Origin of the sequence: Streptomyces sp. CB02056, from assembly GCF_001905545.1 — a bacterium.
Lineage (GTDB): Bacteria > Actinomycetota > Actinomycetes > Streptomycetales > Streptomycetaceae > Kitasatospora.
Genome location: NZ_LIPD01000003.1, coordinates 146,650 through 168,189, shown reverse-complemented (window position 1 = coordinate 168,189; position 21,540 = coordinate 146,650). Strand labels below are relative to the sequence as shown.

General features: G+C 72.1%; 21 protein-coding genes. 14 read left to right on the top strand and 7 right to left on the bottom strand.

Features of this window, described 5'->3' with window-relative positions; translation table 11 throughout:
- The first annotated feature begins 50 nt into the window (after window positions 1–50).
- Genes sufD through AMK13_RS08090 form a run of 6 tightly spaced genes read left to right on the top strand, consistent with a single transcriptional unit; the run spans window position 51 to window position 4,501 of the window.
- Window positions 51–1,280: a Fe-S cluster assembly protein SufD gene (gene sufD, locus AMK13_RS08115; RefSeq protein ID WP_074001668.1), complete on the top strand. Its 1,230-nt coding sequence runs from the start codon at window positions 51–53 to the stop codon at window positions 1,278–1,280.
- A 5-nt stretch (window positions 1,281–1,285) separates the two neighbouring features.
- Entirely contained in the window at window positions 1,286–1,603 is a 318-nt protein-coding gene (locus AMK13_RS08110) for a bifunctional 3-phenylpropionate/cinnamic acid dioxygenase ferredoxin subunit (protein WP_049650588.1), read from the top strand.
- 6 nt (window positions 1,604–1,609) lie between these two features.
- Window positions 1,610–2,374, top strand: coding sequence for a Fe-S cluster assembly ATPase SufC (gene sufC / locus AMK13_RS08105; RefSeq protein WP_074001667.1), 765 nt, complete (start codon window positions 1,610–1,612; stop codon window positions 2,372–2,374).
- Window positions 2,371–3,630: a cysteine desulfurase gene (locus tag AMK13_RS08100; protein WP_049650586.1), complete on the top strand. Its 1,260-nt coding sequence runs from the start codon at window positions 2,371–2,373 to the stop codon at window positions 3,628–3,630. Before sufC ends, AMK13_RS08100 begins: the two co-directional genes overlap by 4 nt.
- A 19-nt stretch (window positions 3,631–3,649) precedes the next feature.
- Window positions 3,650–4,102: a Fe-S cluster assembly sulfur transfer protein SufU gene (sufU, locus tag AMK13_RS08095; protein WP_049650585.1), complete on the top strand. Its 453-nt coding sequence runs from the start codon at window positions 3,650–3,652 to the stop codon at window positions 4,100–4,102.
- A 21-nt stretch (window positions 4,103–4,123) separates the two neighbouring features.
- Window positions 4,124–4,501 (top strand): metal-sulfur cluster assembly factor, encoded by a 378-nt coding sequence (locus AMK13_RS08090; RefSeq protein ID WP_079271946.1) that lies wholly within the window; start codon window positions 4,124–4,126, stop codon window positions 4,499–4,501.
- Window positions 4,502–4,739: 238 nt separating this feature from the next.
- On the opposite strand, the gene AMK13_RS08085 is transcribed toward AMK13_RS08090, so the two are convergent.
- The 4 genes from AMK13_RS08085 to AMK13_RS08070 form a co-directional block, all read right to left on the bottom strand.
- The gene (locus AMK13_RS08085; protein WP_074001666.1) at window positions 4,740–5,630 is read right to left on the bottom strand and encodes a hypothetical protein; all 891 of its coding nucleotides are present in this window, start codon (window positions 5,628–5,630) and stop codon (window positions 4,740–4,742) included.
- Between the two features lie 142 nt (window positions 5,631–5,772).
- Window positions 5,773–6,204: an NUDIX hydrolase gene (locus tag AMK13_RS08080; protein ID WP_074001665.1), complete on the bottom strand. Its 432-nt coding sequence runs from the start codon at window positions 6,202–6,204 to the stop codon at window positions 5,773–5,775.
- Between the two features lie 161 nt (window positions 6,205–6,365).
- Complete coding sequence (locus tag AMK13_RS08075; RefSeq protein WP_079271945.1) at window positions 6,366–6,980, bottom strand: GNAT family N-acetyltransferase; 615 nt, start codon at window positions 6,978–6,980, stop codon at window positions 6,366–6,368.
- A 23-nt stretch (window positions 6,981–7,003) separates the two neighbouring features.
- A complete protein-coding gene (locus tag AMK13_RS08070) occupies window positions 7,004–8,410 on the bottom strand; it encodes a hypothetical protein (RefSeq protein ID WP_198959327.1) in 1,407 nt (468 codons plus the stop codon).
- A 371-nt stretch (window positions 8,411–8,781) separates the two neighbouring features.
- Here AMK13_RS08070 and AMK13_RS08065 point away from each other — a divergent pair, with 371 nt between their 5' ends.
- From AMK13_RS08065 to alaS, 6 genes are all read left to right on the top strand, one after another.
- A complete protein-coding gene (locus tag AMK13_RS08065) occupies window positions 8,782–9,615 on the top strand; it encodes an aspartyl/asparaginyl beta-hydroxylase domain-containing protein (RefSeq protein WP_074001664.1) in 834 nt (277 codons plus the stop codon).
- Between the two features lie 36 nt (window positions 9,616–9,651).
- On the top strand, window positions 9,652–10,524 hold the full coding sequence (locus tag AMK13_RS08060) for a hypothetical protein (RefSeq protein ID WP_074001663.1): 873 nt from the start codon (window positions 9,652–9,654) through the stop codon (window positions 10,522–10,524).
- A complete protein-coding gene (locus AMK13_RS08055; protein ID WP_241852795.1) occupies window positions 10,521–11,120 on the top strand; it encodes an LOG family protein in 600 nt (199 codons plus the stop codon). The genes AMK13_RS08060 and AMK13_RS08055 overlap by 4 nt, the downstream gene beginning before the upstream one ends.
- Window positions 11,117–11,668 carry an orotate phosphoribosyltransferase gene (locus AMK13_RS08050; protein WP_074001662.1) on the top strand — a complete coding sequence of 184 codons (552 nt, stop codon included), beginning with the start codon at window positions 11,117–11,119 and terminating at the stop codon, window positions 11,666–11,668. The genes AMK13_RS08055 and AMK13_RS08050 overlap by 4 nt, the downstream gene beginning before the upstream one ends.
- Window positions 11,665–12,333, top strand: coding sequence for an HAD family hydrolase (locus AMK13_RS08045; protein WP_063780102.1), 669 nt, complete (start codon window positions 11,665–11,667; stop codon window positions 12,331–12,333). Before AMK13_RS08050 ends, AMK13_RS08045 begins: the two co-directional genes overlap by 4 nt.
- Window positions 12,334–12,561: 228 nt before the next feature.
- Window positions 12,562–15,219 carry an alanine--tRNA ligase gene (alaS, locus tag AMK13_RS08040; protein ID WP_074001661.1) on the top strand — a complete coding sequence of 886 codons (2,658 nt, stop codon included), beginning with the start codon at window positions 12,562–12,564 and terminating at the stop codon, window positions 15,217–15,219.
- Between the two features lie 69 nt (window positions 15,220–15,288).
- Here alaS and AMK13_RS08035 read toward each other — a convergent pair whose 3' ends face one another.
- Both AMK13_RS08035 and AMK13_RS08030 read right to left on the bottom strand, forming a co-directional pair.
- Complete coding sequence (locus tag AMK13_RS08035; protein WP_158077677.1) at window positions 15,289–15,750, bottom strand: GNAT family N-acetyltransferase; 462 nt, start codon at window positions 15,748–15,750, stop codon at window positions 15,289–15,291.
- A gap of 427 nt (window positions 15,751–16,177) precedes the next feature.
- Window positions 16,178–17,512, bottom strand: a complete 1,335-nt coding sequence (locus AMK13_RS08030) for an MFS transporter (RefSeq protein WP_079271943.1) — start codon at window positions 17,510–17,512, stop codon at window positions 16,178–16,180.
- Window positions 17,513–17,873: 361 nt separating this feature from the next.
- Here AMK13_RS08030 and AMK13_RS08025 point away from each other — a divergent pair, with 361 nt between their 5' ends.
- On the top strand, window positions 17,874–19,490 hold the full coding sequence (locus AMK13_RS08025) for a hypothetical protein (protein WP_107418699.1): 1,617 nt from the start codon (window positions 17,874–17,876) through the stop codon (window positions 19,488–19,490).
- Window positions 19,491–19,516: 26 nt separating this feature from the next.
- Here AMK13_RS08025 and AMK13_RS08020 read toward each other — a convergent pair whose 3' ends face one another.
- Window positions 19,517–19,990 carry a VOC family protein gene (locus AMK13_RS08020; RefSeq protein ID WP_049650575.1) on the bottom strand — a complete coding sequence of 158 codons (474 nt, stop codon included), beginning with the start codon at window positions 19,988–19,990 and terminating at the stop codon, window positions 19,517–19,519.
- 148 nt (window positions 19,991–20,138) lie between these two features.
- Between AMK13_RS08020 and AMK13_RS08015 the strand changes: the two genes are divergently transcribed.
- Window positions 20,139–21,449, top strand: a complete 1,311-nt coding sequence (locus AMK13_RS08015) for a hypothetical protein (protein ID WP_143204503.1) — start codon at window positions 20,139–20,141, stop codon at window positions 21,447–21,449.
- Window positions 21,450–21,540 lie beyond the last annotated feature (91 nt).

Below are 21,540 nucleotides of genomic sequence, written 5' to 3'. Positions count from 1 at the left end.
CGGCCGCCGCCGTCCACTCATTTCCGAGGAAGAGAGCACTACGAACAGCCATGGCTGAGCAGAACACCACCGGCTCCACCACCGCCGGTTCGATCGAGGTCGGCACGGCCGGCGCGGGCGCGCAGCTCGCCGGCCCCGGCACCGGCCGCACCACGGTCCAGCAGCCGATCGACGCGCGCGTCGCGGTCAAGCCGTCCTTCGACGTGAACGACTTCCCGGTGCCCACCGGCCGCGAGGAGGACTGGCGGTTCACCCCGCTGCACCGCCTCGGCGGGCTGCACGACGGCACCGCCGCCGCTGCCGAGCGCGGCGAGGACAAGGTCGAGTTCACGCTGCCGGACGGCGTCACCGCCGAGACCGTCGGCCGGGACGACGCCCGCCTGGGCAAGGCCGGCAAGCCGGTCGACCGGGTCGCCGCGCAGGCGTTCAGCGCCTTCGACCAGGCCCTGGTCGTCACCGTCCCCAAGGAGTCGGTGCTGGCCGAGCCGGTCCGGATCGACGTGCGCGGCGAGGGCGGGGTCCGCTTCGCCCACGTGGTGATCGACGTCAAGCCGTTCGCCGAGGCCGTCGTGGTGCTCAACCACGCGGGCACCGGGACCCGGGCCGCCAACGTCGAGCTGCTGGTCGGCGAGGGCGCCAAGCTCACCTTCGTCTCCGTCCAGGACTGGGACCGCGACGCCGTCCACGTCGCCCAGCACAACGCGCTGGTCGGCCGGGACGCCTCCTACAAGTCCGTGGTCGTCACCTTCGGCGGCGACCTGGTCCGGCTGCACCCGCGGGTCAACTACGCCGGCCCCGGCGGCGAGGCCGAGCTGTTCGGCCTCTACTTCGCCGACGCCGGCCAGCACCTGGAGCACCGCCTGGTCGTCGACCACGACACGCCGCACTGCCGGTCGAACGTGGCGTACAAGGGCGCGCTCCAGGGCCAGGACGCCCACGCGGTCTGGGTCGGCGACGTGCTGATCCGCGCCGCCGCGCTCGGCACCGACACCTACGAGCTCAACCGGAACCTGGTGCTCACCGACGGCGCCCGGGTCGACTCGATCCCGAACCTGGAGATCGAGACCGGCGAGATCGTCGGCGCCGGCCACGCCTCGGCGACCGGCCGCTTCGACGACGAGCAGCTGTTCTACCTGCGGTCCCGCGGCATCCCGGCCGACGAGGCCCGCCGCCTGGTGGTCCGCGGCTTCTTCGCCGAACTCGTCCAGCAGATCGGCGTCGCCGAGATCCAGGACCAGCTGATGGAGAAGATCGAGGCCGAGCTGGAAGCGGCGGTCTGATCCAGATGACCTTCCTCCGTGCCTGCGCGCTGAACGACCTCCAGGAGGACGTTCCCAAGCGCGTGGACCTCAACGGCGTGCCGGTCTCCGTCGTCCGCACCGACGAGGGGGTGTTCGCGATCAACGACACCTGCTCGCACGCGAACGTCTCGCTCTCCGAGGGCGAGGTCGAGGACTGCATGATCGAGTGCTGGCTGCACGGCTCCAGCTTCGACCTGCGCACCGGCAAGCCGTCCGGCCTGCCCGCCACCAAGCCGGTCGCTGTCTACCCCGTAAAGATCGAAGGGGACGATGTGCTCGTCTCCGTCAACCAGGAGTCCTGAGTACACATGGCAACCCTTGAAATCCGCGACCTGCACGTCTCCGTGGACGCCGAGAACGGCCCGCGCGAGATCCTGAAGGGCGTGGACCTGACCGTGAAGCAGGGCGAGACCCACGCCATCATGGGTCCGAACGGCTCGGGCAAGTCCACCCTCGCCTACTCGCTGGCCGGCCACCCCAAGTACACCGTCACCGGCGGCTCGGTGCTGCTCGACGGCGAGGACGTCCTGGAGATGTCCGTCGACGAGCGCGCCAAGGCCGGCGTCTTCCTGGCCATGCAGTACCCCGTCGAGGTCCCGGGCGTCTCGGTCTCCAACTTCCTGCGCACCGCCGCCACCGCCGTCCGCGGCGAGGCCCCCAAGCTGCGGCTGTGGGTGAAGGAGGTCAAGGAGGCGATGGCCGCCCTCCAGATGGACCCGGCCTTCGCCGAGCGCAACGTCAACGAGGGCTTCTCCGGCGGCGAGAAGAAGCGCCACGAGATCCTCCAGCTGGAGCTGCTCAAGCCGAAGATCGCGATCCTCGACGAGACCGACTCCGGCCTGGACGTCGACGCGCTGCGGATCGTCTCCGAGGGCATCAACCGGGTCCGCTCGACCGGCGAGGTCGGCACCCTGCTGGTGACCCACTACACCCGCATCCTGCGGTATATCAAGCCCGACCACGTCCACGTCTTCGCGGGCGGCCGCATCGTCGAGTCCGGCGGCGCCGAGCTGGCCGACAAGCTGGAGAACGAGGGCTACGAGGCGTATGTGAAGGGGGGCGCGTCCGAGTGACGCATCCGTTCGCGGGACTGCTCGACACCGACGCGATCCGCAAGGACTTCCCGGTCCTCCAGCGGGTGCTGCACGACGACAAGCCGCTGGTCTACCTGGACAACGCGGCGACCTCGCAGAAGCCGCGCCAGGTGCTGGAGGCGCTGAACGCCTACTACGAGCGGCACAACGCCAACGTCCACCGCGGCGTGCACGTGCTCGCCGAGGAGGCCACGGCGCTGTACGAGGGCGCCCGGGACAAGGTCGCGGCGTTCGTCAACGCGCCGAGCCGCAACGAGGTGATCTTCACCAAGAACGCCTCGGAGTCGCTCAACCTCGTTGCCAACATGCTGGCCTGGGCCGACGAGCCGTACCGGGTGGACGCCGACTCCGAGATCGTCATCACGGAGATGGAGCACCACTCCAACATCGTCCCGTGGCAGCTGCTCTCGCAGCGCAGCGGTGCGAAGCTCAAGTGGTTCGGGCTGACCGACGAGGGCCGGCTCGACCTGTCGAACATCGACGAGCTGATCACCGAGAAGACCAAGGTGGTCTCCTTCACCCTGGTCTCCAACCTGCTCGGCACCGTCAACCCGGTCGAGACGATCGTCCGCAAGGCCCAGTCGGTCGGCGCGCTGGTCGTCATCGACGCCTCGCAGGCCGCGCCGCACATGGTGCTCGACGTGCAGGCGCTGGAAGCCGACTTCGTCGCCTTCACCGGGCACAAGATGCTGGCCCCGACCGGCATCGGCGTGCTCTGGGGCCGCCAGGAGCTGCTGGAGGACCTCCCGCCGTTCCTCGGCGGCGGCGAGATGATCGAGACCGTCACCATGGGCTCGTCCACCTACGCCCCGGCGCCCCACAAGTTCGAGGCCGGCACCCCGCCGATCGCCCAGGCGGTCGGACTCGGCGCGGCCATCGACTACCTCCAGGGCATCGGCATGGAGAAGATCGCGGCGCACGAGCACGCGATCACCGAGTACGCCGTCGAGCGGCTGCTGGAGGTCCCGGACCTGCGGATCATCGGCCCGCGCACGGCCGTGGACCGCGGCGCCGCGATCTCCTTCACCCTCGGCGACATCCACCCGCACGACGTGGGCCAGGTGCTGGACGAGCAGGGCATCGCCGTGCGCGTCGGCCACCACTGCGCGCGGCCGGTGTGCCTGCGGTACGGAATTCCGGCGACCACGCGGGCGTCGTTCTATCTGTACTCGACGCCGGGCGAGGTCGACGCGCTGATCGACGGCCTGCACCACGTCCGGAACTTCTTCGGCTGAGGGACGGGGCAGGACGACCATGAAGCTCGACTCGATGTACCAGGACATCATCCTGGACCACTACCGCAACCCGAAGGGCAAGGGGCTGCGGGACGGCGACGCCGAGGTGCACCACGTCAACCCGACGTGTGGCGACGAGATCACCCTGCGGGTGAAGCTCGACGGCGCCAAGGTCACCGACGTCTCGTACGAGTCCCAGGGCTGTTCGATCAGCCAGGCCAGCGCCTCGGTGCTGAACGAGCTGGTGGTCGGCAAGACCGTCGGCGAGGCGCAGGCCGTCCAGGAGGCCTTCCTGGAGCTGATGCAGAGCAAGGGCCAGGGCGAGGGCGACGAGGAGGTGCTGGAGGACGCGGTCGCGTTCGCCGGCGTCTCCAAGTACCCGGCCCGGGTCAAGTGCGCCCTGCTCAGCTGGATGGCCTGGAAGGACGCCACCGCCCAGGCGCTCGCCAAGAACCCCGCCGTGAACGACTGACCCGCAGAGGAGGACAAGACCATGAGTGACGAAACCCCCTCCACTGCGGAGGAGCAGACCGGCACCGTCATCGTCGGCACCACCGCCGGCACTGTCTCGGTCGAGGACCTGACCGAGGCCCTGATGGACGTCGTCGACCCCGAACTGGGCATCGACGTCGTCAACCTGGGCCTGATCTACGGCATCCACATCGACGAGTCCGACGTGGCCACCATCGACATGACGCTCACCTCGGCGGCCTGCCCGCTGACCGACGTCATCGAGGACCAGGCCAAGACGGCCACCGACGGCCTGGTGCAGGACCTGCGCATCAACTGGGTCTGGATGCCGCCGTGGGGCCCCGACAAGATCACCCCCGACGGCCGCGACCAGCTCCGCGCCCTCGGCTTCAACGTCTGAGATCTGCTGTACGGTACGCCGCTGCCGCGCGAACCCTTGGGGGTCGCGCGGCGGCGGCGTTTTTGCGCAAACACCCGCGCATCATCTGCTGTGCTGCACAGGTCCCCCGCCGTTCCCCACCATCCACCCCCCACTCGCCTGCCGGCGGGTGCCCGCCCCCGCCCTGCGCCGCGTGCGGCGCAGATGGAGCAGGGCGACTACCTGCCGGAGTCCCTTCGGGCCGGTGGGACAGCGTGTCTCAGGCGGCGATGTGTGCAGGCCGACTGCCGGTCATCGCGGAGCGCAGAGCCGTTCGGACTCGGGCGGCACCTGCGGCTGCCACGTCCGCTCCCTGGCCGACCGTGAGGGTTCGGGTGGCCAGGCCGGCGCACGGGCGGCAGATGCCCGGTCGGGGCACGGGGTCGTGGCACTTGGCGCACTCGGCGTACCGGGTCGGTGGCCGTGCGGCGGGCCGGGCGGGTGGCAGCTTGTGCTCCAGGCGGTAGCGGAGCACGGCGGCCGCCGAGTGCATCGGGGTGGGCAGGCCCGGAAGCAGGGCGTGGGCCAGGTCGGCGGCGGTGCTGCCGCGGGCCAGCCACTGGGCGACCAGGGGAGCGAGTTCGCGCGCTTCGGCCTCGCCGAGGCGCAGGCGGGGTTCGGGTCGGATCACCCGGAACAGGGTGGCCACCGCTTCGCGGACCTCTTCGGTCTCGGAATCCTCCTCCTGTCCTTTCGACGTGAGGTCATCGGCCGGACTCGCGGGGAGGGTGGGTTCTTGCTGCCGGTCCTTTACAACAGGGCTGCCAGCAGCGCCGGTTGCCGCTCCACCAGGCGCCGGACGGGTGGCATCCGGCGCGAACCATGGTGTGTCGTACACGTGGGTCTCGGTGCGGATCGTGCCGTCCGGCATGCGGATCTTCTCGACCCGGTAGTAGCCGGCCTCGGTCAGCTCCTTCAGGGCCCTGCGGACGGCGCCGCGCCCCTGGGGGCTGGTGTCGGCCATGTGCCGGCCGTCCTCGCGCCAGCCGTCGGGCCGGGAGAGGAGGTCCGCGAGCAGGCCACGGGCGGTGTAGCTCAACCGCCGGTACTGGAGTACGGCGTTGGGCAGCACGGTGAAGTTGCGCACGGGGGCGCTACGATGGACGCGCATCGGGAGGTTGTACTCCTGTTGCCGGACCCCGGGGTGTTCCAGCACCGCCGGGGTCGCCTGTTTTCGATTGGATTACAGAACGTATCACGGTAATTGACACTGCGTGAGACGTTTGGGGTTGGTGGGTAGCTGCCGGCTGCGGCTACCTGGTGGCCGGGAGACTCCCGCGTTCGACGGCCGCGCGCAGGACGCTGGCGAAGTCCTGGGGCAGGAGGTTGACCGCGTCGAGGGCTTCGGTGGTGAGGGGGATCTCCTCCAGGAGGTACTCGCCTCGGCCTTCCTGGCTGAACTCGGGACCGGTGCGGTCCTCGAAGCTCCACTTGTCGACGGTGGCGAGGTAGAAGTCCTGGCGCTCGTCGTCGGTTTGGATGGTGTGGAGGAGGCCGACGATCTCGGCTTCGCCGGCGATCTCCTCACGGACCTCGCGCAGCAAGGCCTCCTCGGGACCGGCGTCGGTGGGCTCGATCTTGCCGCCGACGATCACCCAGTACGGGGCGATGCCGGGGCGGATGCGCTTGATCAGCAGCATGGTGTCGTTCGGGGTGAGGAGGACGGCGCGGACGCGGTGCTGAATGGTGGTCTGCTTCCTGTTCTCGATGGTCTCGGTGTTGTGGGGTGAGAGCCTGTCGGAGCTTAGGAAGGACGGCAGCGCCGTGTTGGCCAGGCGGGTAACGCCGGCCCCGCGCGAACTCGGTGATCACCACGTTCGGTATGGCCGGCTCGGTCACCCGGGATTCACCTCCGCCGCACGGCCTCGCCGCTGGGCGGGGCGGTGGACCGGTCGAGTGCGCTCGTCGTGTCGAGCCCGCCGATCGGCGTCCACTCATGTTCCAGGATCGAGTAGGTGATCGAGTCGCGCCAGGTGCCGCGGACGAAGACGTGGTCGCGGATGCGGCCGTCCTCGGTCATACCGGCGCGCAGGAGGGCGCGTGCGGAGGCTTCGTTGAGCGGGGAGCGGGCGGCCCAGATGCGGTGCAGGCCGAGGAGGTTGAAGCCGAGCGCGCACAGCAGGTGAACGGTCTCGGTGCCGTAGCCCTTGCCCCACGCGGCCTGGTGGAGGGCGAAGCCGACGGTGGCGGCCTGCTGCGGCTCGGTGGCCAGGCGCGCGTAGCCGATCAGCTCGTGTTCGCCGCGCCGGGTGACGGCGAGGCAGTACTCGGTTCGCGGGGTGGCGAGCGCGGAGTCGATGGAGCGGGCGGTGATCGCTTCGACCTGTTCGCGGGTGCGGGGTTCGAAGCTGAGGTGCCGGGTGGCCTCGGGGTCACCGTAGATCGCCAGGAGGTCGTCGGTGTCCTCGGGTTCGACTTCGCGCAGTGCCAGGTTGGGGCCGGTCAGGTGGAGTGGGGTCATGGCTGCGGAGCCTATCCGGGGGATCACCGGACGAGGGCCGAGGTGGGTATGGCGGTGAAGGCCTCGATCTCCTGGCGCAGACCGGCCGCCGCACCGCCGTTGCGGCGGTCGTCGCCTCGCAGGGCGGCGTGGACGCGTTGGGCGCTGCTGACGATGCCGAAGTTCCGTTGTTCGACGGGGAGGTCGAGCACGGGGCGGACGGCTTCGGCGGCGCCCTCGATCTCGCCGCGGGCGATGCGGGCGAGGGCGAGGTCGGTCTGGGCGCCGGCCTGGTCGCCGAAGGCCCACTCGTCCTCGGTGGCGTTGCGGTAGGCGGAGACGGCGGCTTCGGACTGGCTCTCGCCGAGGGCCGCGTCTTCGCCGAGCTGCACGGTGGCCTCGGCGACGTAGTAGAACTGGCGGGGCAGCGGGAAGGTCATGATGCCGCCGAAGGCGTCGAGGTCGTCGGGTTCGACGGTCGCGCGGGCCTCCTCGGCTTGCTGGATGGCGGTGCGGGTGGCCTCGCCGTCGCCGAGGAGGGAGTGAGCGCGGGCGGAGAGGCAGGCCAGCCAGACGCTGGTGGTGCCGCGGACGTCGCCGATGGCGCCCTGTCCGAGGGCGGCGTAGTCGGCGGCCTCGCCGGGGCGGCCGGCCCAGTAGGAGATCAGCGACTGGAGCGAGCGGACCCAGGCGCGCATGGCGTGGTGGTCGGCGTTGTCGGCGCAGACGAAGGCGGTGCGGGCCTGCATCATGGCTGCGCTCGGGTTGCCTAGGTCGTGGCTGGCCTTGGCGAGCATGCCGGAGGTGATCCCGGCGAGCAGGTACAGCTCTCGGGCCTGCGACGGCTTGACCCGTCCGTGTTCCAGCAACTGGAAGGTGAGGTCCTGGACCTCGACCAGGTCGCTGAGCAGGGTCGGCAGTGCCAGCTTCGGGTAGGCGGCGGTCAGCCGCCGTACCTCGTCGTTGATCTGGCCCAGGGTCTCCGAGCCGATGCTGCTGCCCTCCGCCATCGCGGTGAACCGAAGTGCACGACGAGCCGCCATCGTGACCTGCCTTTCCAATTCCGTGGTGCCCGCGTCGAAGCGGGGCTCGCTGCTGGACGGGCCACCGACAGGCAGTGCCGCTGCCTGCTCGGGTGGGAGGAGGACAGGGACCGGCCGTGGTGGCGGGACGGCGAACGAGGCGGTGGTAGCGGGCACGGATACGGGGCCAGCCGGTGCGGGTGCGAGGAGTTGGTCCACGCCGACGCCGAACATGGCCTCCAGCACCCGGCACTGGTCCGGGTAGGGGCGGGTCTTCACGGCGCCGCCGTACCAGCGCTCGAACTGCCGCTTGGAGACCGACAGACCCCGGAGCCGAGGGTCGCGCTCCTGCTCGGCGGCCGAGTTCGCCGTCGCCTCGAACCGGAGACGGAAGGTCTCGTAGACCTGCCAGTGTCGCTGAAGCGTCAAAACCCTGAGGAGTGTGGGAGTTTCAGCCACCGCGGATCATCTCCGTCCCCGTTCGTCTGTTCTGACGATAGCCATGGTCGCTCGACAGGAAACCCGTTCGAGGTCGTCCCGGCCCAGATGACGGCGGCCGTGACGGCAGTCATGACGCGTACCGACATGGTTCGCCTTTCGGGGCGGCGGGACGGTGACGGCAGCCGCGTCGTATCGGTGCCGCACCCGGCGCCGCCATCCTGAACGCCACCTCGCTGTCCGTGCATCACCGACAGCGAAGCGTGAGATCAAGGGCGCTGGGATCCGCGCCCGATCGACCCCATCCAGCACCACGTGCATTCCGGTTCGCCATGCCGCGAGCCGGCAACGGGAGGGAACCGATGGACGACACCCTGACCGCTCTGGCCGGGCAGATCGCCCAGCTGGACGCCGTGGACTCCGCCCACCTGGAGCGGATGCGCCACGAAGCCCTGACCGCCCAGGCCCCCTGGAAGGCGGAGTACGGCGCCTACCAGTCCGGCGGCTGGTGGACCACCTCGCTGATGAACGCCTCCGGCGACGCCGCCGACGTGACGATCGGCGACTGCGCCGCCCGGCCTACCGACCTGCTGGGCCGGATGCCGGCCACCGCCGCATTCCTGGCCGACCTCGGCCTGGACTTCATGTGGGTGCGGCTCGCCCGGCTGGAGGGCAACGCCTTCCTCTGGGAGCACCGCGACTACGACGACCTCGACCAGGTCGAGCGGCACCGGCTGCACGTCCCGCTGCACACCAACAGGTCCGCCTTCCTGGTCACCGGCGGCACCAAGGTGCACATGACGGGCGGGCGGATCTGGCGGCTCACGCCGACCTACGCCCACGGGGTGTGCAACCTGCTCGGCCCGGACCGGATCCACCTGATCGCCGACGTGTACGCCGACGACGCCTACCGGCACCTGGCCCGACGCCCCGCGCTCAGCCCGATGGTCGCGGAGCCGCTGCCCGTCGCCGACCAGACGGTCCTGGTCGCGCGGCTGGAGAGCGCCCGCAACATGGCCACCCTCGGCTACACGGAGGCGGCCGAGCGGATGCTGCTGCGGCTCTTCTACACCTACGCCCTGCCGGAGGGCACGGTCTACGACCTGATCGCCGAGCTGCACACCTCCCTCGGCGACATGGAAGCCGCGACGCGCTGGGAGACCGCCAAGCGCCGCCTGCTCGCCATCCCCGCCTGATCCCAGCCCGCACCTACGCCCGGAGGGAAGAAGCGCATGCCCACCCTGCAACTGGCGGCGATCACCCAGGCCAACCGGCCCGCGCAGCTGCCGCTGCTGTCGAAGCTCGCCGACATCCTGGCCACCTCCCCGGCGGTGACCCACCTGATGGTCCGCGGGTCGCTGGCCCACGGCACCGCCGACCGCCTGTCCGACGTCGACTTCGTCGCCGGTGTCCACGACGCCCGGTTCCCGTCGTTCGTCGAGGCCCTGGACACCCTGATGCCGGTCGAGGCCGGCGCCCTGCTGCCCGGCTGGCGCGACACGATCGTCGCCGACCTCGGCGGCGTCGGGATGGTCTTCCTCGTCCCGGACGAGGGCAAGCTCCACCAGATCGACCTCTACGTCGCACCGGCCTCCCGGATCCCGCGGCTGCAGGAGACGGTCAGCACCGCCGTCCTCCTCGACCGCCGGCCCGGACCGGTCACCGCGCCGGACGTCGCGGCGGCCGAGAGCTTCGCCGCCGCCTTCCTCGCCCGGCCGCGCTCCTGCGCCGAGCTGCTGATCGAACACCTGGTGCTGGCCGTCCTCCTGCACAAGCGGATCAAGCGCGGCCAGCGGTTCGTGGCGTACGCCGAGTGGCACCGGCTGCACACGGCCACGAAGGACCTGATCAAGACCGCCCTGGCCCCCGCCTCACGGTTCTGGGGCTGGTACCAGCTGCGCGAGGAGATCGCCGTCACCCCGATCGGCCGCGCCTGCCTGGGCGACCTGGACGCCGCGATCAGCGGCCCGGCCATCCCGGAGGCGGCCGACGTCACCGAGGCGATCGAGCGGGTGCTCGCCCTGGCCGAGCGGGCCTGCCCGCAGGCGCTCGACGGCCTGCACGACGCCGTCGCCGCCTACCGCACCTACCAGGAGCTGGTGTGAACGCACTCCACCTCGCGGGCCCGGCGGCCAGCCGGGCCCGCGAGGGCCTGACCGCCGTCTTCTTCGGCGGCGTCGTCCCCGCCTCCGCCCAGGAGGAGGCGCTGGCCGAGGAGATCGGCCGGGCCCTCGCCCAGGCCGGCTACCAGCTTCTGCACGGCGGCTACAACGGGCTGATGGAGGCCGCCGCCCGCGGAGCCGGAGGCCAGGGAGCCACGGTCACCGCCGTCACGCTGACCGGCAAACACGACGAGTGGGGCGCGTTCAACCCCCACACCACCCTGTCCGTCCACGTGCCCGACCCCGGAGCCCGCCTCAACCACTACCTGGAGAACGCCGACCTGGTCGTCGCCATGGGCGGCGGAGTCGGCACCCTCCACGAGCTGACCGCCGCCCTCTACTACGCGACCACCATCCGGCCCGTGCCGGTCTGTCTCGCGGGCGCGTCGGCCCTGCGCCTGCTCGCCTTCCTGCGCGAGGAGCGGTGGCTGTACGAGACCCCGACCCGGCCGCTCGGCTTCCTCGCCACCGTCGAGTCCGCCGACGCCTTCCGCGCCCACCTGGCCTCGCTCGACACCACCCCGATCGGAGGAGCATGACCACCCGTACCCCGTCGGCCGGCCTCGCCGCCCGACTCGCCGAAACCGCGTGCGTCAACGCCCCGTTCAAGCTCGCCGACGGCGGCCGGCTCGACGCGTACTTCGACGAGTACCGGCTCGCCTCCGACCCCGCGCTCCTGCGTGACACCGCCACCGCCATGGCCGACCTCGTCCCCGACGACGCCCAGGTGCTCGCCGGCATCGAACTCGGCGGCGTCCCCCTCGTCGTGGCGCTGTCCTCCGCCACCGGCCTGCCCGCCGTCTTCCTGCGCCGCAAGCCCAAGAGCTACGGGTCGTTCCACCAGGTCGAGGGCCTTCCCATCGACGGCCGACAGATCGTCCTGGTCGACGACGTGGTCCGTTCCGGCGGCCAGCTGCTCCACATGGCAAGGATCCTGCGGATGGTGGGCGGACCGGTCACCCACGCGCTGTGCGTCCTGGAGCGCCCGCTCGGCGGCCGGACGCTGCTGGCCGAGCACCGCGTCACGCTGCGCTCGCTGTTCACCGAGGCCGACCTGCCGGCGCCCCGGGCGGGTGGTGCCGCGTGAAGCGGGCCGTGCTCTTCGACCTCGACGGCGTCCTCGTCGACAGCCGGGACGCCCAACTCGCCACCCTGGCAGGCTATGCGACCGCTGCCCTCGGCAAGCGGGTGACCGTAGCCGATCTCCCGGCCGACGCCGCGACCACCCCGCGCGAGTACGTCCTCTCCGACCTCGGACTGGACGGATCGATCAACGAGGAAGGCTGGGCCGTGGCGAGCGCCACGGCCACCCTGACCGCCGAGGTGTTCCCGTACGTCGCCGGGACCCTCGCCGCGCTCCGCGAGGCCGGAGTCGGCACCGGTGTCGTCACCCTGCGAAGCCGCGAACGGGTCAACTGGCTGCTGCCGCAGGACATCCTCGACCGGCTGGACACCGTCGTCTGCTACGAGGACGCCCAGCCCAAGCCCGCCCCCGACGGCGTCCTGCTCGCCCTCGACCGGCTGGAAGTTTCTCCGAGGGCGGGCATCTTCGTCGGCGACACCGAGACCGACATCCACGCCGCCCACGCCGCGGGTGTCACCGCCGTCGGCGCAGGCTGGGGCTTCGCCGGCCCCGAAGCGCTCACCCGGGCCGGAGCCCACCTCGTGATGCCCCGCGCCGACCACGCCGCCTTCGTCCTGCCCCTGCTGGTCGGCATCGGCCGTCAGGAGGACAACTCCAAGCGATCTTGACCCCGGAGCCGCTACTGTTGGTGGCGCAGTCGCAGCGGACCGTCGCGTCCGTTGTCGGCTGCGCCACCTCAGAGCGACGGATACCGGAGTCATGGTCTACACCGTGGGGGCGCGAGCTATCTGCGCCGAGCTGGAGAACTGAGAACCACTCAGTCCTCGTTCTCGGCCCGGCTCGGCGTGTGATCACCCCCCACCTCTCCGCGACTCTTCCGTGAGGGCCCTACCGCCATGCGCTCGACGCAGATCCGCTCCACCTTCCTGGACTTCTTCACCTCACGCGGCCACCGCCACGTCCCGTCCAGCCCGCTCATCCCCTCCGACCCGACCCTGCTGCTGGCCAACGCCGGCATGAACCAGTTCAAGTCCTACTTCCTGGGCGAGGTCACCCCGGAGTACCCCCGCGCCACCACTATCCAGAAGTGCGCCCGCACCTCCGACATCGACAACGTCGGCCGTACCAACCGGCACGCCACGTTCTTCGAGATGATGGGCAACTTCTCCTTCGGCGACTACTTCAAGGCCGATGCCATCGCCTACGCCTGGGAACTCCTCACCCAGGGCTACAACCTGGAGAAGGACCGCCTCTGGATCACCGTCCACCAGGACGACGACGAGGCCGAACAGCTCTGGCGCAAGATCGGCGTCCCCGCCGAACGCATCCAGCGCCTCGGCGCGGACAACTTCTGGGACATGGGCGTCCCCGGCCCCTGCGGCCCCTCCTCGGAGCTCAACTACGACCGGGGCCCGGCCTTCGGGCGCGAGGGCGGACCGGCCGTCGACGGCGAACGCTACGTCGAGATCTGGAACCTCGTCTTCATGCAGTCCATGCGCGGCGAGGACGACGACGGCACCTTCCCGATCCTCGGCGACCTCGCCCAGCAGAGCATCGACACCGGCCTCGGCCTCGACCGCCTCGCCGCGATCCTCCAGGACGTCGAGAACGTCTGCAGCACCGACCTCCTCCTGCCCACCCTCACCACCGTCCAGGAACTCGCCGGCCGCGACTACCCGGGCAGCGGCTCCAGTGGTGAGGAGAAGGTCTCGTTCCAGGTCGTCTCCGAGCACGCCCGCTCCATCGCCTACCTCATCGCGGACGGCGTCCTGCCTGCCAAGGACGGCCGCGGCTACGTCCTGCGCCGCCTGATGCGCCGTGCCATCCGGCACGCCCGCATGCTCGGCATCGACCAGCCCGTCCTCGCCCCGGCCACCGCCAGCGTCATCGCCAACCTCGGCGACGTCTGGCCCGAACTCGCCGACCAGGCAAGCCTCATCGAGCAGGTCGTCACCGCCGAGGAGGAGTCCTTCACCCGCACGCTCACCCAGGGAACCAGGCTGCTCAACGCCGCCATCACCCGCAGCCGCGGCAGCCGCTCCACCACCCTCACCGGCGAGACCGTCTTCGAACTGCACGACACCTACGGCTTCCCCGTCGAGCTGACCATCGAGGCCGCCCGCGACGCCGGGCTCACCGTCGACGAGGACCGCTTCACCACCCTGCTCGCCGAACAGCAGAAGCGCGCCAAGGCCGGCGGCAAGGCCAAGACCGCCGAGGCCCTGCGCCGACAGGACGCCTACCGCGAACTGTCCTCCCGCCACGGCCGCACCGACTTCACCGGCTACGACCGCCTCGACACCGTAGCCACCGTCCTCGGCCTCATCTCCGACGGCGCCGTCGTGCCCGGCGCCGACCAGGGCAGCACGCTCGAACTGGTCCTGGACCGTAGCCCGTTCTATGCCGAGTCCGGCGGTCAGGTCGGTGACACCGGCACCATCCGCACGTCCTCCGGCGCGCTCCTGGATGTCTTGGACACCAGGCTCGGCCTGGAAGGCTTCCACGTCCACACCGTTCGCGTCCTCGAAGGCGAGATCCGCAGCGGCGAGCAGGCCGAAGCCCTCGTCGACGGCCCGCGCCGCGACGCCGTCGCCCGCTCCCACTCCGCCACCCACGTCCTGCACGCCATGCTCCACCGCACCCTCGGCGACCACGCCCGCCAGCACGGCTCCCTCGTCGACGCCGGCCGCCTGCGCTTCGACTTCGCCCACTTCTCCGCCGTCGACCCCACCCAGCTCGCCGCCATCCAGGCCCTCGTCAACGACCACCTCCTCGACGACCCCGAAGTCCGCATCTGGCACGCCACCCGCTCCGAAGCCGAGGCCGCCGGAGCCACCGCCCTCTTCGGCGAGAAGTACGGCGACCACGTCCGCATCGTCGACATCGGCGACTTCTCCCGCGAACTCTGCGGCGGCACCCACGTCCCCCACGGCGCGAACGCCGGCCCCGTCCGCATCCTCGGCGAAGCCTCCATCGGCTCCAACCTCCGCCGCATCGAAGCCCTCACCGGCCGCGACGCCCTTGCCTACCACGACACCGAACGCCGCCTCCTCGAAGAGCTGTCCGTGCTCCTCGGCACTCGCCCCCAGGACGCGCCCGAAGCCCTGCGCAAGCGCCTCGACGCCCTCACCACAGCCCAGCAGGAACTCGCCCGCCTTCGCGAGACCGAGCTCCGCACCCGCGCCCAGCACCTCGCCGCCACCGCCCGCACCGTCCCCGGCGGCCGGATCGTCACCGAGAAGGTGACCGACCTCGGCTCCGACGAACTCCGCACACTGGCCATCAACACCGCCGACCTCCTGGGCAGCGACCACGCCGTCGTCGTCCTCGGCACCGAACGCGACGGCAAGGCCCTCCTCGCCGCCGCCATCACCCGCAGCCTCCACGACACCGGCACCCAGGCCAGCCAGCTCCTCGTTCCAGCCGCCCGCACGGTTGGTGGCGGAGCCGGCGGCAAGGGCCCCGTCGCCAGCGCTGGTGGCCGCTACGTCGGAGCGCTCGACCAAGCGCTCGCCCTCGCGGCCCAGGACGCGACCCGAGTCCTCGACCAGTAGAGCCAGGTCACCCGGCATCCGCTGCTGGCCCTCTCACCAGGGAGGCCAGCAGCGCATGCCACCTCTGTTTCAGGTTGCCAGGTCCTTCAGCAGGACCACGCTCTCGTAGTTGGTCACATCCCACCGCCACGTCCCGACGGGCAGGTACCCCCGTCGGCGGTACCAGCCGACCAACTCGACGGCCTCGGCGGACGTATCGATGACAGCCACTGTGGACCCGAGCGCAACGACGCGCTCTTCCGCCAGCGCCAGCAGACGCTGCCCAAGCCCCGTTCCGCGGTACGCAGGATCCACTGCGAGTTGCCAAAACGAGCCGGCTCCCGCTGGTACCGGATATCCGGCAGGCATCGTGCACGGGGCCGCCACCGTCACCGATCCCACGAGCTTCGTGCCTCTGCACGCAACCCAGCACTCGCCCGCACCCAGCCGATGGGCTGTGTCCTGCACGGACTGGTAGGACGCGAAGAAGACCCTGCCGGCAGCCGCGTGATCAGCGTAGGCGCGATGGAGGAGGGCGGTCAGCTCTTCCACGGAGTCACCGGCAGCAAAGCGTCTCACCGTGAAACCCCTGGCCAGTGGGCCTGTCATACGTTCCATCGCTCACCGCCTCTCGTGGCCGACCAGCCTTCGGTCGCGCGGCCCTCGCACTCCTCCATCGTGGAACAAGAAGAACAAAGGGGGCCGCCGTTGTCCCACTGACCCGAAGGGGCTCTGGCAGGTTACGGCTGCTTGCTCAATCTCCGCGTGCTGTCCGGCCGGGCGGCCTGCGGCGAGGGCAGGGGCGGGCACCCGCCGGGAGGCGGGTGGGGGGTGGATGGTGGGGAACGGCGGGGGACTTGAACAGCGCAGCAGATGATGCGCGGGTTTCACCCGGCGGCGGGCGAAGCGGGGGTGGGAAGACGCCGCTGCCCGGGACTTCTTCGGAAGTCCCGGGCAGCGGCGTTCTGTGTGTGGGCCGTCAGGCGGTGGGCTTGGGTTTGCGGGCGACGGCGATGGCGAGGGCGGTGCAGGCGAGGGCGGCGAGGGCGGCGAAGCCGCTGACGGAGGGGAGGAGGCCGTAGGTCTGGACGAGGGCGCCGAGGGCGATGATGGGGGCGGAGCTGCCGAGGTAGACGATGACCCAGAGGGCGCTCAGTTCGGAGCCGCGGCGTTCCGGGTTCATCGCGGTGACGGCGCTGGTGAACAGGGAGCGGAAGGCGACGCCCTGGGAGACGCCGCCGAGGACGCTGCCGATGAAGAGCAGTGCCGGGGTGCCGGTGTACTGGGCGGCGACGACCAGGCCGAGGCCGGTGGCCAGGCCGGTCATGCCGAGGGCGGTCACCACGCGGTCGGAGGTCGGCGGGACGAGCAGCTGGGTGGCGGCGGAGGAGCCGAGCAGGAGGGCGGCCACGATCGCGCCGACCAGCTTGGAGTCGGTGTGCAGCAGCTTGGCGGCGAAGGCCGGGGCCAGGCTGAGGTAGACGCCGAACACCGCGTAGGAGATGAAGCCGGCGGTGGCGGCGAGCAGGAACTCGCGGCGCCCGGTGCGCGGCAGCCGCAGGCGCTGGGGGCGCAGGTGGGCCGGGGTGGTGATGCGGGGCGGGGAGGCCGGCGGGCGGCTGCGGCCGGGCATCCGGGGGTGGAGGAGGGCCAGCGGCACGCAGAGCGCGAGCAGGGCGATGGCGTGCAGCAGGAAGGGCGTCAGCAACGGTTCGGAGCCGCCGGCCAGCAGGGCGCCGACCACCGGGCCGAGGGCGACGCCGCCCGCGGAACAGGCCAGGGTGATCTTGGCGGCCAGGGTCGGGTGGTCGGGCAGCAGGTCGCCGAGGGCGGCTCCGGCGGCGCCGGTGGACAGGCCGACGGCGATGCCCTGGACGGCCCGGCCGGCGGCGAGCTGCCAGAAGCTGTCGGAGGTGGCGAACACGACGTCGCCGACGGCGGACAGCGCGACGGCGGGCAGGATCAGGGCGCGGCGGCCTAGGTGGTCGGACCAGTGGCCGACCACGGCCAGGACCGGGACCAGCGCCAGCACGTAGATCGCGAACAGGACGGTGGTGTCGAGCGCGGTGAGGTGCAGCCGCTGCTGGAGGAGCGAGTAGATCGGCGTGGCCAGGTTGGCGCCGATCAGCATCAGCAGCAGGGCGGCGGCCACCAGGCCGACGCGGACGCCGCGCAGCGCGTTCCAGCGGCTGATCGCGGCGAGCCGGAGCTGGGCGCGCGGCGCGAGCTCCGGGGGAAGCAGGGCCTCCGACAGTCGGCGTCCGTCGAGCTGCGCGGTGCGCAGGCCGGAGCCGGCGGGGGAGAGGTCCGCCATGGCAGGGGTCTCCTGTGGCCGGGCACCACCGGGGTCGGCGGGGTGTGCCGGCGCGCCCGTCCGGAGGCGCTGTGGTGGTGGCCGAGGGTACGGGCTCCCTGGTGGGGCGAGGTGAGCTGAAGAGGGCCCCTCCGGCCCGGGGTCGGGCGGAGGGCGGTTGGGCTTCGTTGCCCCGGTGGCACGCGCGGGGTGTGCGCGGTACCAGACCGAAGGATAAGGGGTGGGCGTACGCCCATGGCGCGCGCCCCTGGGTGCGCCCCGTACGGCCGGGCGTCGGGGGTGCCCGGCCTATACGCTGAGGTGATGGATCGGTACGCGGCGCTGTTGGGCTGACCGCTGGGCTGAGGGAGAGCGCACAACGATGGCCGGACGACGTCGCAAGAACACCGGGGCTTCGACGGGTGAGGGCGCGGCCGAGGCGGTGCTGCCCGCCGACCTGGAGCTCCAGGACCTCTACGGGGCGTTCGCCGCGCACGGGCTGGACGACGACGACCTGGACGACGCGGCCGTCCTGGTCCCGCCGGTGAAGCTGCCCGCCGAGCGCGAGCTGGCCGAGCAGGCGAAGGCCGTACCGATGTTCGGGTACGCGCTGGCGCTGGCCCGCTGGTCCGCCCCGCACCGGGAGGTGGACGAGTTCGGCGACCTGGTCGAGGCGGACCGGGCGCCCGCGGCCCGGCTGCTGGGCCTGGCCCCGGCCGAGGGCGAGGTGCCCGAGGAGGCCGAGATCGAGGCGCTGCGGGCCTGGTCGCTGGCCTGCGACCTGGACCTGGTGGAGCTCGGTACGACCGCGGAGGGCGAGCACGTCGCCGTCCCCGGCCCGGACCTGGAGCCCGCCGAGCAGGGCGACCCGGAGACCGTCCTGGAGCTGTGGCTGACCGCCGCCGGGATCGTCCGGGAGCTGGCCGTCGAGGCGGACTCCGGCCCGGAGGAGGGCGCCGAGGAGGCCGGGGCCGGGGAGGGCGAGGAGGACGAGGACGCGCTCTCCGAGGTCGAGGAGGCCCGTGACGAGGCCGCCGAGCTGCTGGACGAGGCCCTGCAGGTGCTCTACGAGACCACCGCCTTCGCCGAGCCCGGCAACGAGACCGTGCCGCTGGGCGTGCTGGCCGCGCTGCTGGTCGTCCCGGAGGGCGAGGAGCCCAGCGAGGAACTGCTCGGCGACATCACGGACGTGATGGTCGCGCTGGACCCGATGCTGGGCGACCTCGCCGAGCTCGGCCTGCTGGACTACCGCCCGATCGACCCCGAGCTGTTCGACGAGGAGGACGGCGAGGAGCCCGCCGTGGTCGGCGAGGAGCCGCTGGACGAGGAGGAGTCGGCCCGCTTCGGGCTGGTCCGGCTCACCCCGCTCGGCCAGTACGGCATCCGGCAGTGGCTGCTGGAGGACGGCTACGACGCGCCGCTGGTCGGCGACCTGGCCAAGGGGGACGCGGCCGAGCTGCTGCGCGGCGTGTGCGAGTCGGCCAACGTGCTGCCGGAGGAGGAGCTGCGGGCGTGGACCGCCGACCGGGAGCCGGTGGCGGCGGCGCGCGAGCTGCTCGCGGCGGCGCGCGGCTCCGACGGCTACGGCCCGCTGCGCCGGATGCTCGGCGTCTCGGCGCTCAACCTGCTCGGGCCGGGCGCGGAGCCGGCCGCCCGGGAGGTCATGGACGACCCGGAGCTGGGCGGTGCGGTGCGGGCCTGGCTGACCGCGCAGGGGGCGACGGACGTCCCGGTGCCGGACCGGGCGATGGCGCTGTGGACGGTGGTCGACACCTTCGCCGCCCAGCTGCTGGACAACGGCGGGGACGCCGAGCTGCTGGGCGAGCTGGTCGCCGACCTGCCGGTGAACGGCGATCCGGCGGGGTGGTTCGGCGAGCTGTGGCGGGTCGACCACCCGTACACGGCGGACGTCCTGGAGGCGATCGGGGAGCTGCACCCGGACCGGGCGCTGGCCAAGGAGGCGCGCAAGGCGGCGTTCAAGGCGCGCTCCAGGAGCTGAGCCTTCCGAGCGCACCGTACGGCGGTCTAGGGAAGGTCCAGTGAGCCGTCCTCGGTGAAGGGGAAGAACGGGTTGTGGGCCAGCTCCCAGAGATGGCCGTCCGGGTCCTCGAAGTAGCCGGAATAGCCGCCCCAGTCGGTCGGGACCGGCGGCTTGACCACCACGGCGCCGGCCTCGACCGCCGTCCGCAGCGCGGCGTCCACCAGCGCGGGGGACTCCAGGTTCACCGCGAGGGTGACGCCGCGGAAGGAGGGCTCGCCGGTGGCGGGCACGCCCGCGTCGGCGGCCAGCTCGTCGGTGGGGAAGAGGCCGAGCACCGAGTCGGCGGTGCGGAACCAGACGATCTCCGGGCTGGAGGCGGTGGAGCGCTTCCAGCCGAGCGCCTCGTAGAAGCGGGCGCTCTCGTCGAGGTCGGTCACCCCGAGGGTGACGATGCTGATCCGGGCGGGGAAGGCGCCCTGCCCGGTGCGGTCCTGTGCTGCGTCGTTCTGTGCTGTCATGCCGCCAGGTTAGGGAGGGCGGCTGACAACCGGGCGCCCTGACACGGCCACCACCCCCGTCCGGGGGCCGAGCTGATGACCCGGCAGCTGCGGCCACGTAAGGTGGCGTCAGCGGTGCGGGTGCGAGGTCTCGGGGGTGCGGCACAGGATGATGCGGGAGAGCGGCGGCAGGCACCAGAAGCGGGACGCCGGGTCCTCGGGGTCCGCCCCGGCTCCGGACCGGCCGGTCCGGGAGGACCGTTTCGCCGGTCGGCCCGCGGACCGGTCACTGGACCGGTCGGCCGAGCAGGGTGCCGGTCGGCCCGCGGGCAGGCCCGTCGACCGGTTCGCCGACCAGGAGGAGTTCTCCCGCCGGACCCTGGCGGCGGCCGACTTCCCGGTGTACGGCGTGGCCGCGGGGCAGGCTCCCGCGGGAGGGGTCCCCGCGGGCGGGACGATGACGGCCGACGGGGCGTTGGCCGGTGAGGCGCTGGCCGCCTTCGAGACCTCCGGCGGCGAGCTGCGCTGGGTCGAGGTCCAGTGCGGCGACTGGCGCTCGGCGGCCGGCCCGTACGTGACCGTGCGCACCTACCGGCCGGGGGCCGAGCCGGGCGAGCGGCTGCCCGAGCTGGAGGACCTGGTCGAGGACGAACGGGACCGCGTCTACGAGCAGTTGGGCGTCGACGAGGGCGACGGGCCGGGCCGGGTACGGGCGTTGCGCGCGTGGATCACGGTGGACGGCGAGCCCTGCGCGGTGGAGGTGCACGAGGACCGGCCGGTGCCGGAGCCCGGCGCCCCGGCGGCGGACGGTCCGGAGCCGGTGTGGGCCGGGCGGCTGCGGGTCGGCGGGCTGACCGTGACGGTGTGCGCGCGCGGGGTGGCCCCCGGCGCGGTGGAGCTCGGCGCGATCGGCGACTTCGAGGACTGCCTGCGCGGCCGCACCGAGCTGCTGCGCGACCTGGCCGCCCGGCGCGCCCGCCGGGTGCCGGTCGAGGAGCGTGAACTGCCGCCCGCCGTCGGGATGGAGGCGCACCGGGCGCTGATCGCACAGAGCGTCGCCGAGTCCGCCGCGATCGAGGCGCAGGTGCGGGTGGGGCGCACGCCGAGGCTGCCGCGCGGGCTGCGCGGGGAGGTCGGCGCGGTGCGCTGGGAGGCGGCGGTGCGCCAGCAGATGCGACTGGCCACCGAGACCCGGGAGGAGGCCGCGGCGGCGGTGACCTCGATGGTGAACCACCTCAACCGGCTGTCCCAGCAGACGCACTGGCTGGTCGGCACGGCTGAGGGGGAGGCGGCCGTCGAGGAGGTCGTCCGGTACACGGTGTTCGCGAGCGAGGTGGCGAGCCTGCCGGCGCAGCGGGCCTGGGCGCAGCTGTGGCGGGAGCGGCCGGGCGGCGGCGGGGCGGGGGTCTGGGAGGAGCAGCGGCTGGCCGAGCAGCTGTGGCTGTCGGCCTGGGAGCAGTGGCGGGCGGCGCGGCGCTGACGGGGGCGTCGGGTCGGGCGGGACGGGCGGGCCTGGCCTGGTGGGTCTGCGGGGCCCCGGTAAGGCGCCTCAGTAAAGCACAGGTCATGTG

What these genes read in the sequence shown, in the direction of transcription:
- AMK13_RS08060 (WP_074001663.1), top strand. Translation starts at nt 9,652, where the DNA reads ATGCCCACCCTGCAACTGGCGGCGATCACCCAGGCCAACCGGCCCGCG.
- AMK13_RS08085 (WP_074001666.1), bottom strand. Translation starts at nt 5,630, where the DNA reads ATGCGCGTCCATCGTAGCGCCCCCGTGCGCAACTTCACCGTGCTGCCC.
- sufC (WP_074001667.1), top strand. Translation starts at nt 1,610, where the DNA reads ATGGCAACCCTTGAAATCCGCGACCTGCACGTCTCCGTGGACGCCGAG.
- AMK13_RS08015 (WP_143204503.1), top strand. Translation starts at nt 20,139, where the DNA reads ATGATGCGGGAGAGCGGCGGCAGGCACCAGAAGCGGGACGCCGGGTCC.
- AMK13_RS08075 (WP_079271945.1), bottom strand. Translation starts at nt 6,980, where the DNA reads ATGACCCCACTCCACCTGACCGGCCCCAACCTGGCACTGCGCGAAGTC.
- AMK13_RS08020 (WP_049650575.1), bottom strand. Translation starts at nt 19,990, where the DNA reads ATGACAGCACAGAACGACGCAGCACAGGACCGCACCGGGCAGGGCGCC.
- AMK13_RS08110 (WP_049650588.1), top strand. Translation starts at nt 1,286, where the DNA reads ATGACCTTCCTCCGTGCCTGCGCGCTGAACGACCTCCAGGAGGACGTT.
- AMK13_RS08030 (WP_079271943.1), bottom strand. Translation starts at nt 17,512, where the DNA reads ATGGCGGACCTCTCCCCCGCCGGCTCCGGCCTGCGCACCGCGCAGCTC.
- alaS (WP_074001661.1), top strand. Translation starts at nt 12,562, where the DNA reads ATGCGCTCGACGCAGATCCGCTCCACCTTCCTGGACTTCTTCACCTCA.
- AMK13_RS08090 (WP_079271946.1), top strand. Translation starts at nt 4,124, where the DNA reads ATGAGTGACGAAACCCCCTCCACTGCGGAGGAGCAGACCGGCACCGTC.
- sufU (WP_049650585.1), top strand. Translation starts at nt 3,650, where the DNA reads ATGAAGCTCGACTCGATGTACCAGGACATCATCCTGGACCACTACCGC.
- sufD (WP_074001668.1), top strand. Translation starts at nt 51, where the DNA reads ATGGCTGAGCAGAACACCACCGGCTCCACCACCGCCGGTTCGATCGAG.
- AMK13_RS08025 (WP_107418699.1), top strand. Translation starts at nt 17,874, where the DNA reads ATGGCCGGACGACGTCGCAAGAACACCGGGGCTTCGACGGGTGAGGGC.
- AMK13_RS08065 (WP_074001664.1), top strand. Translation starts at nt 8,782, where the DNA reads ATGGACGACACCCTGACCGCTCTGGCCGGGCAGATCGCCCAGCTGGAC.
- AMK13_RS08050 (WP_074001662.1), top strand. Translation starts at nt 11,117, where the DNA reads ATGACCACCCGTACCCCGTCGGCCGGCCTCGCCGCCCGACTCGCCGAA.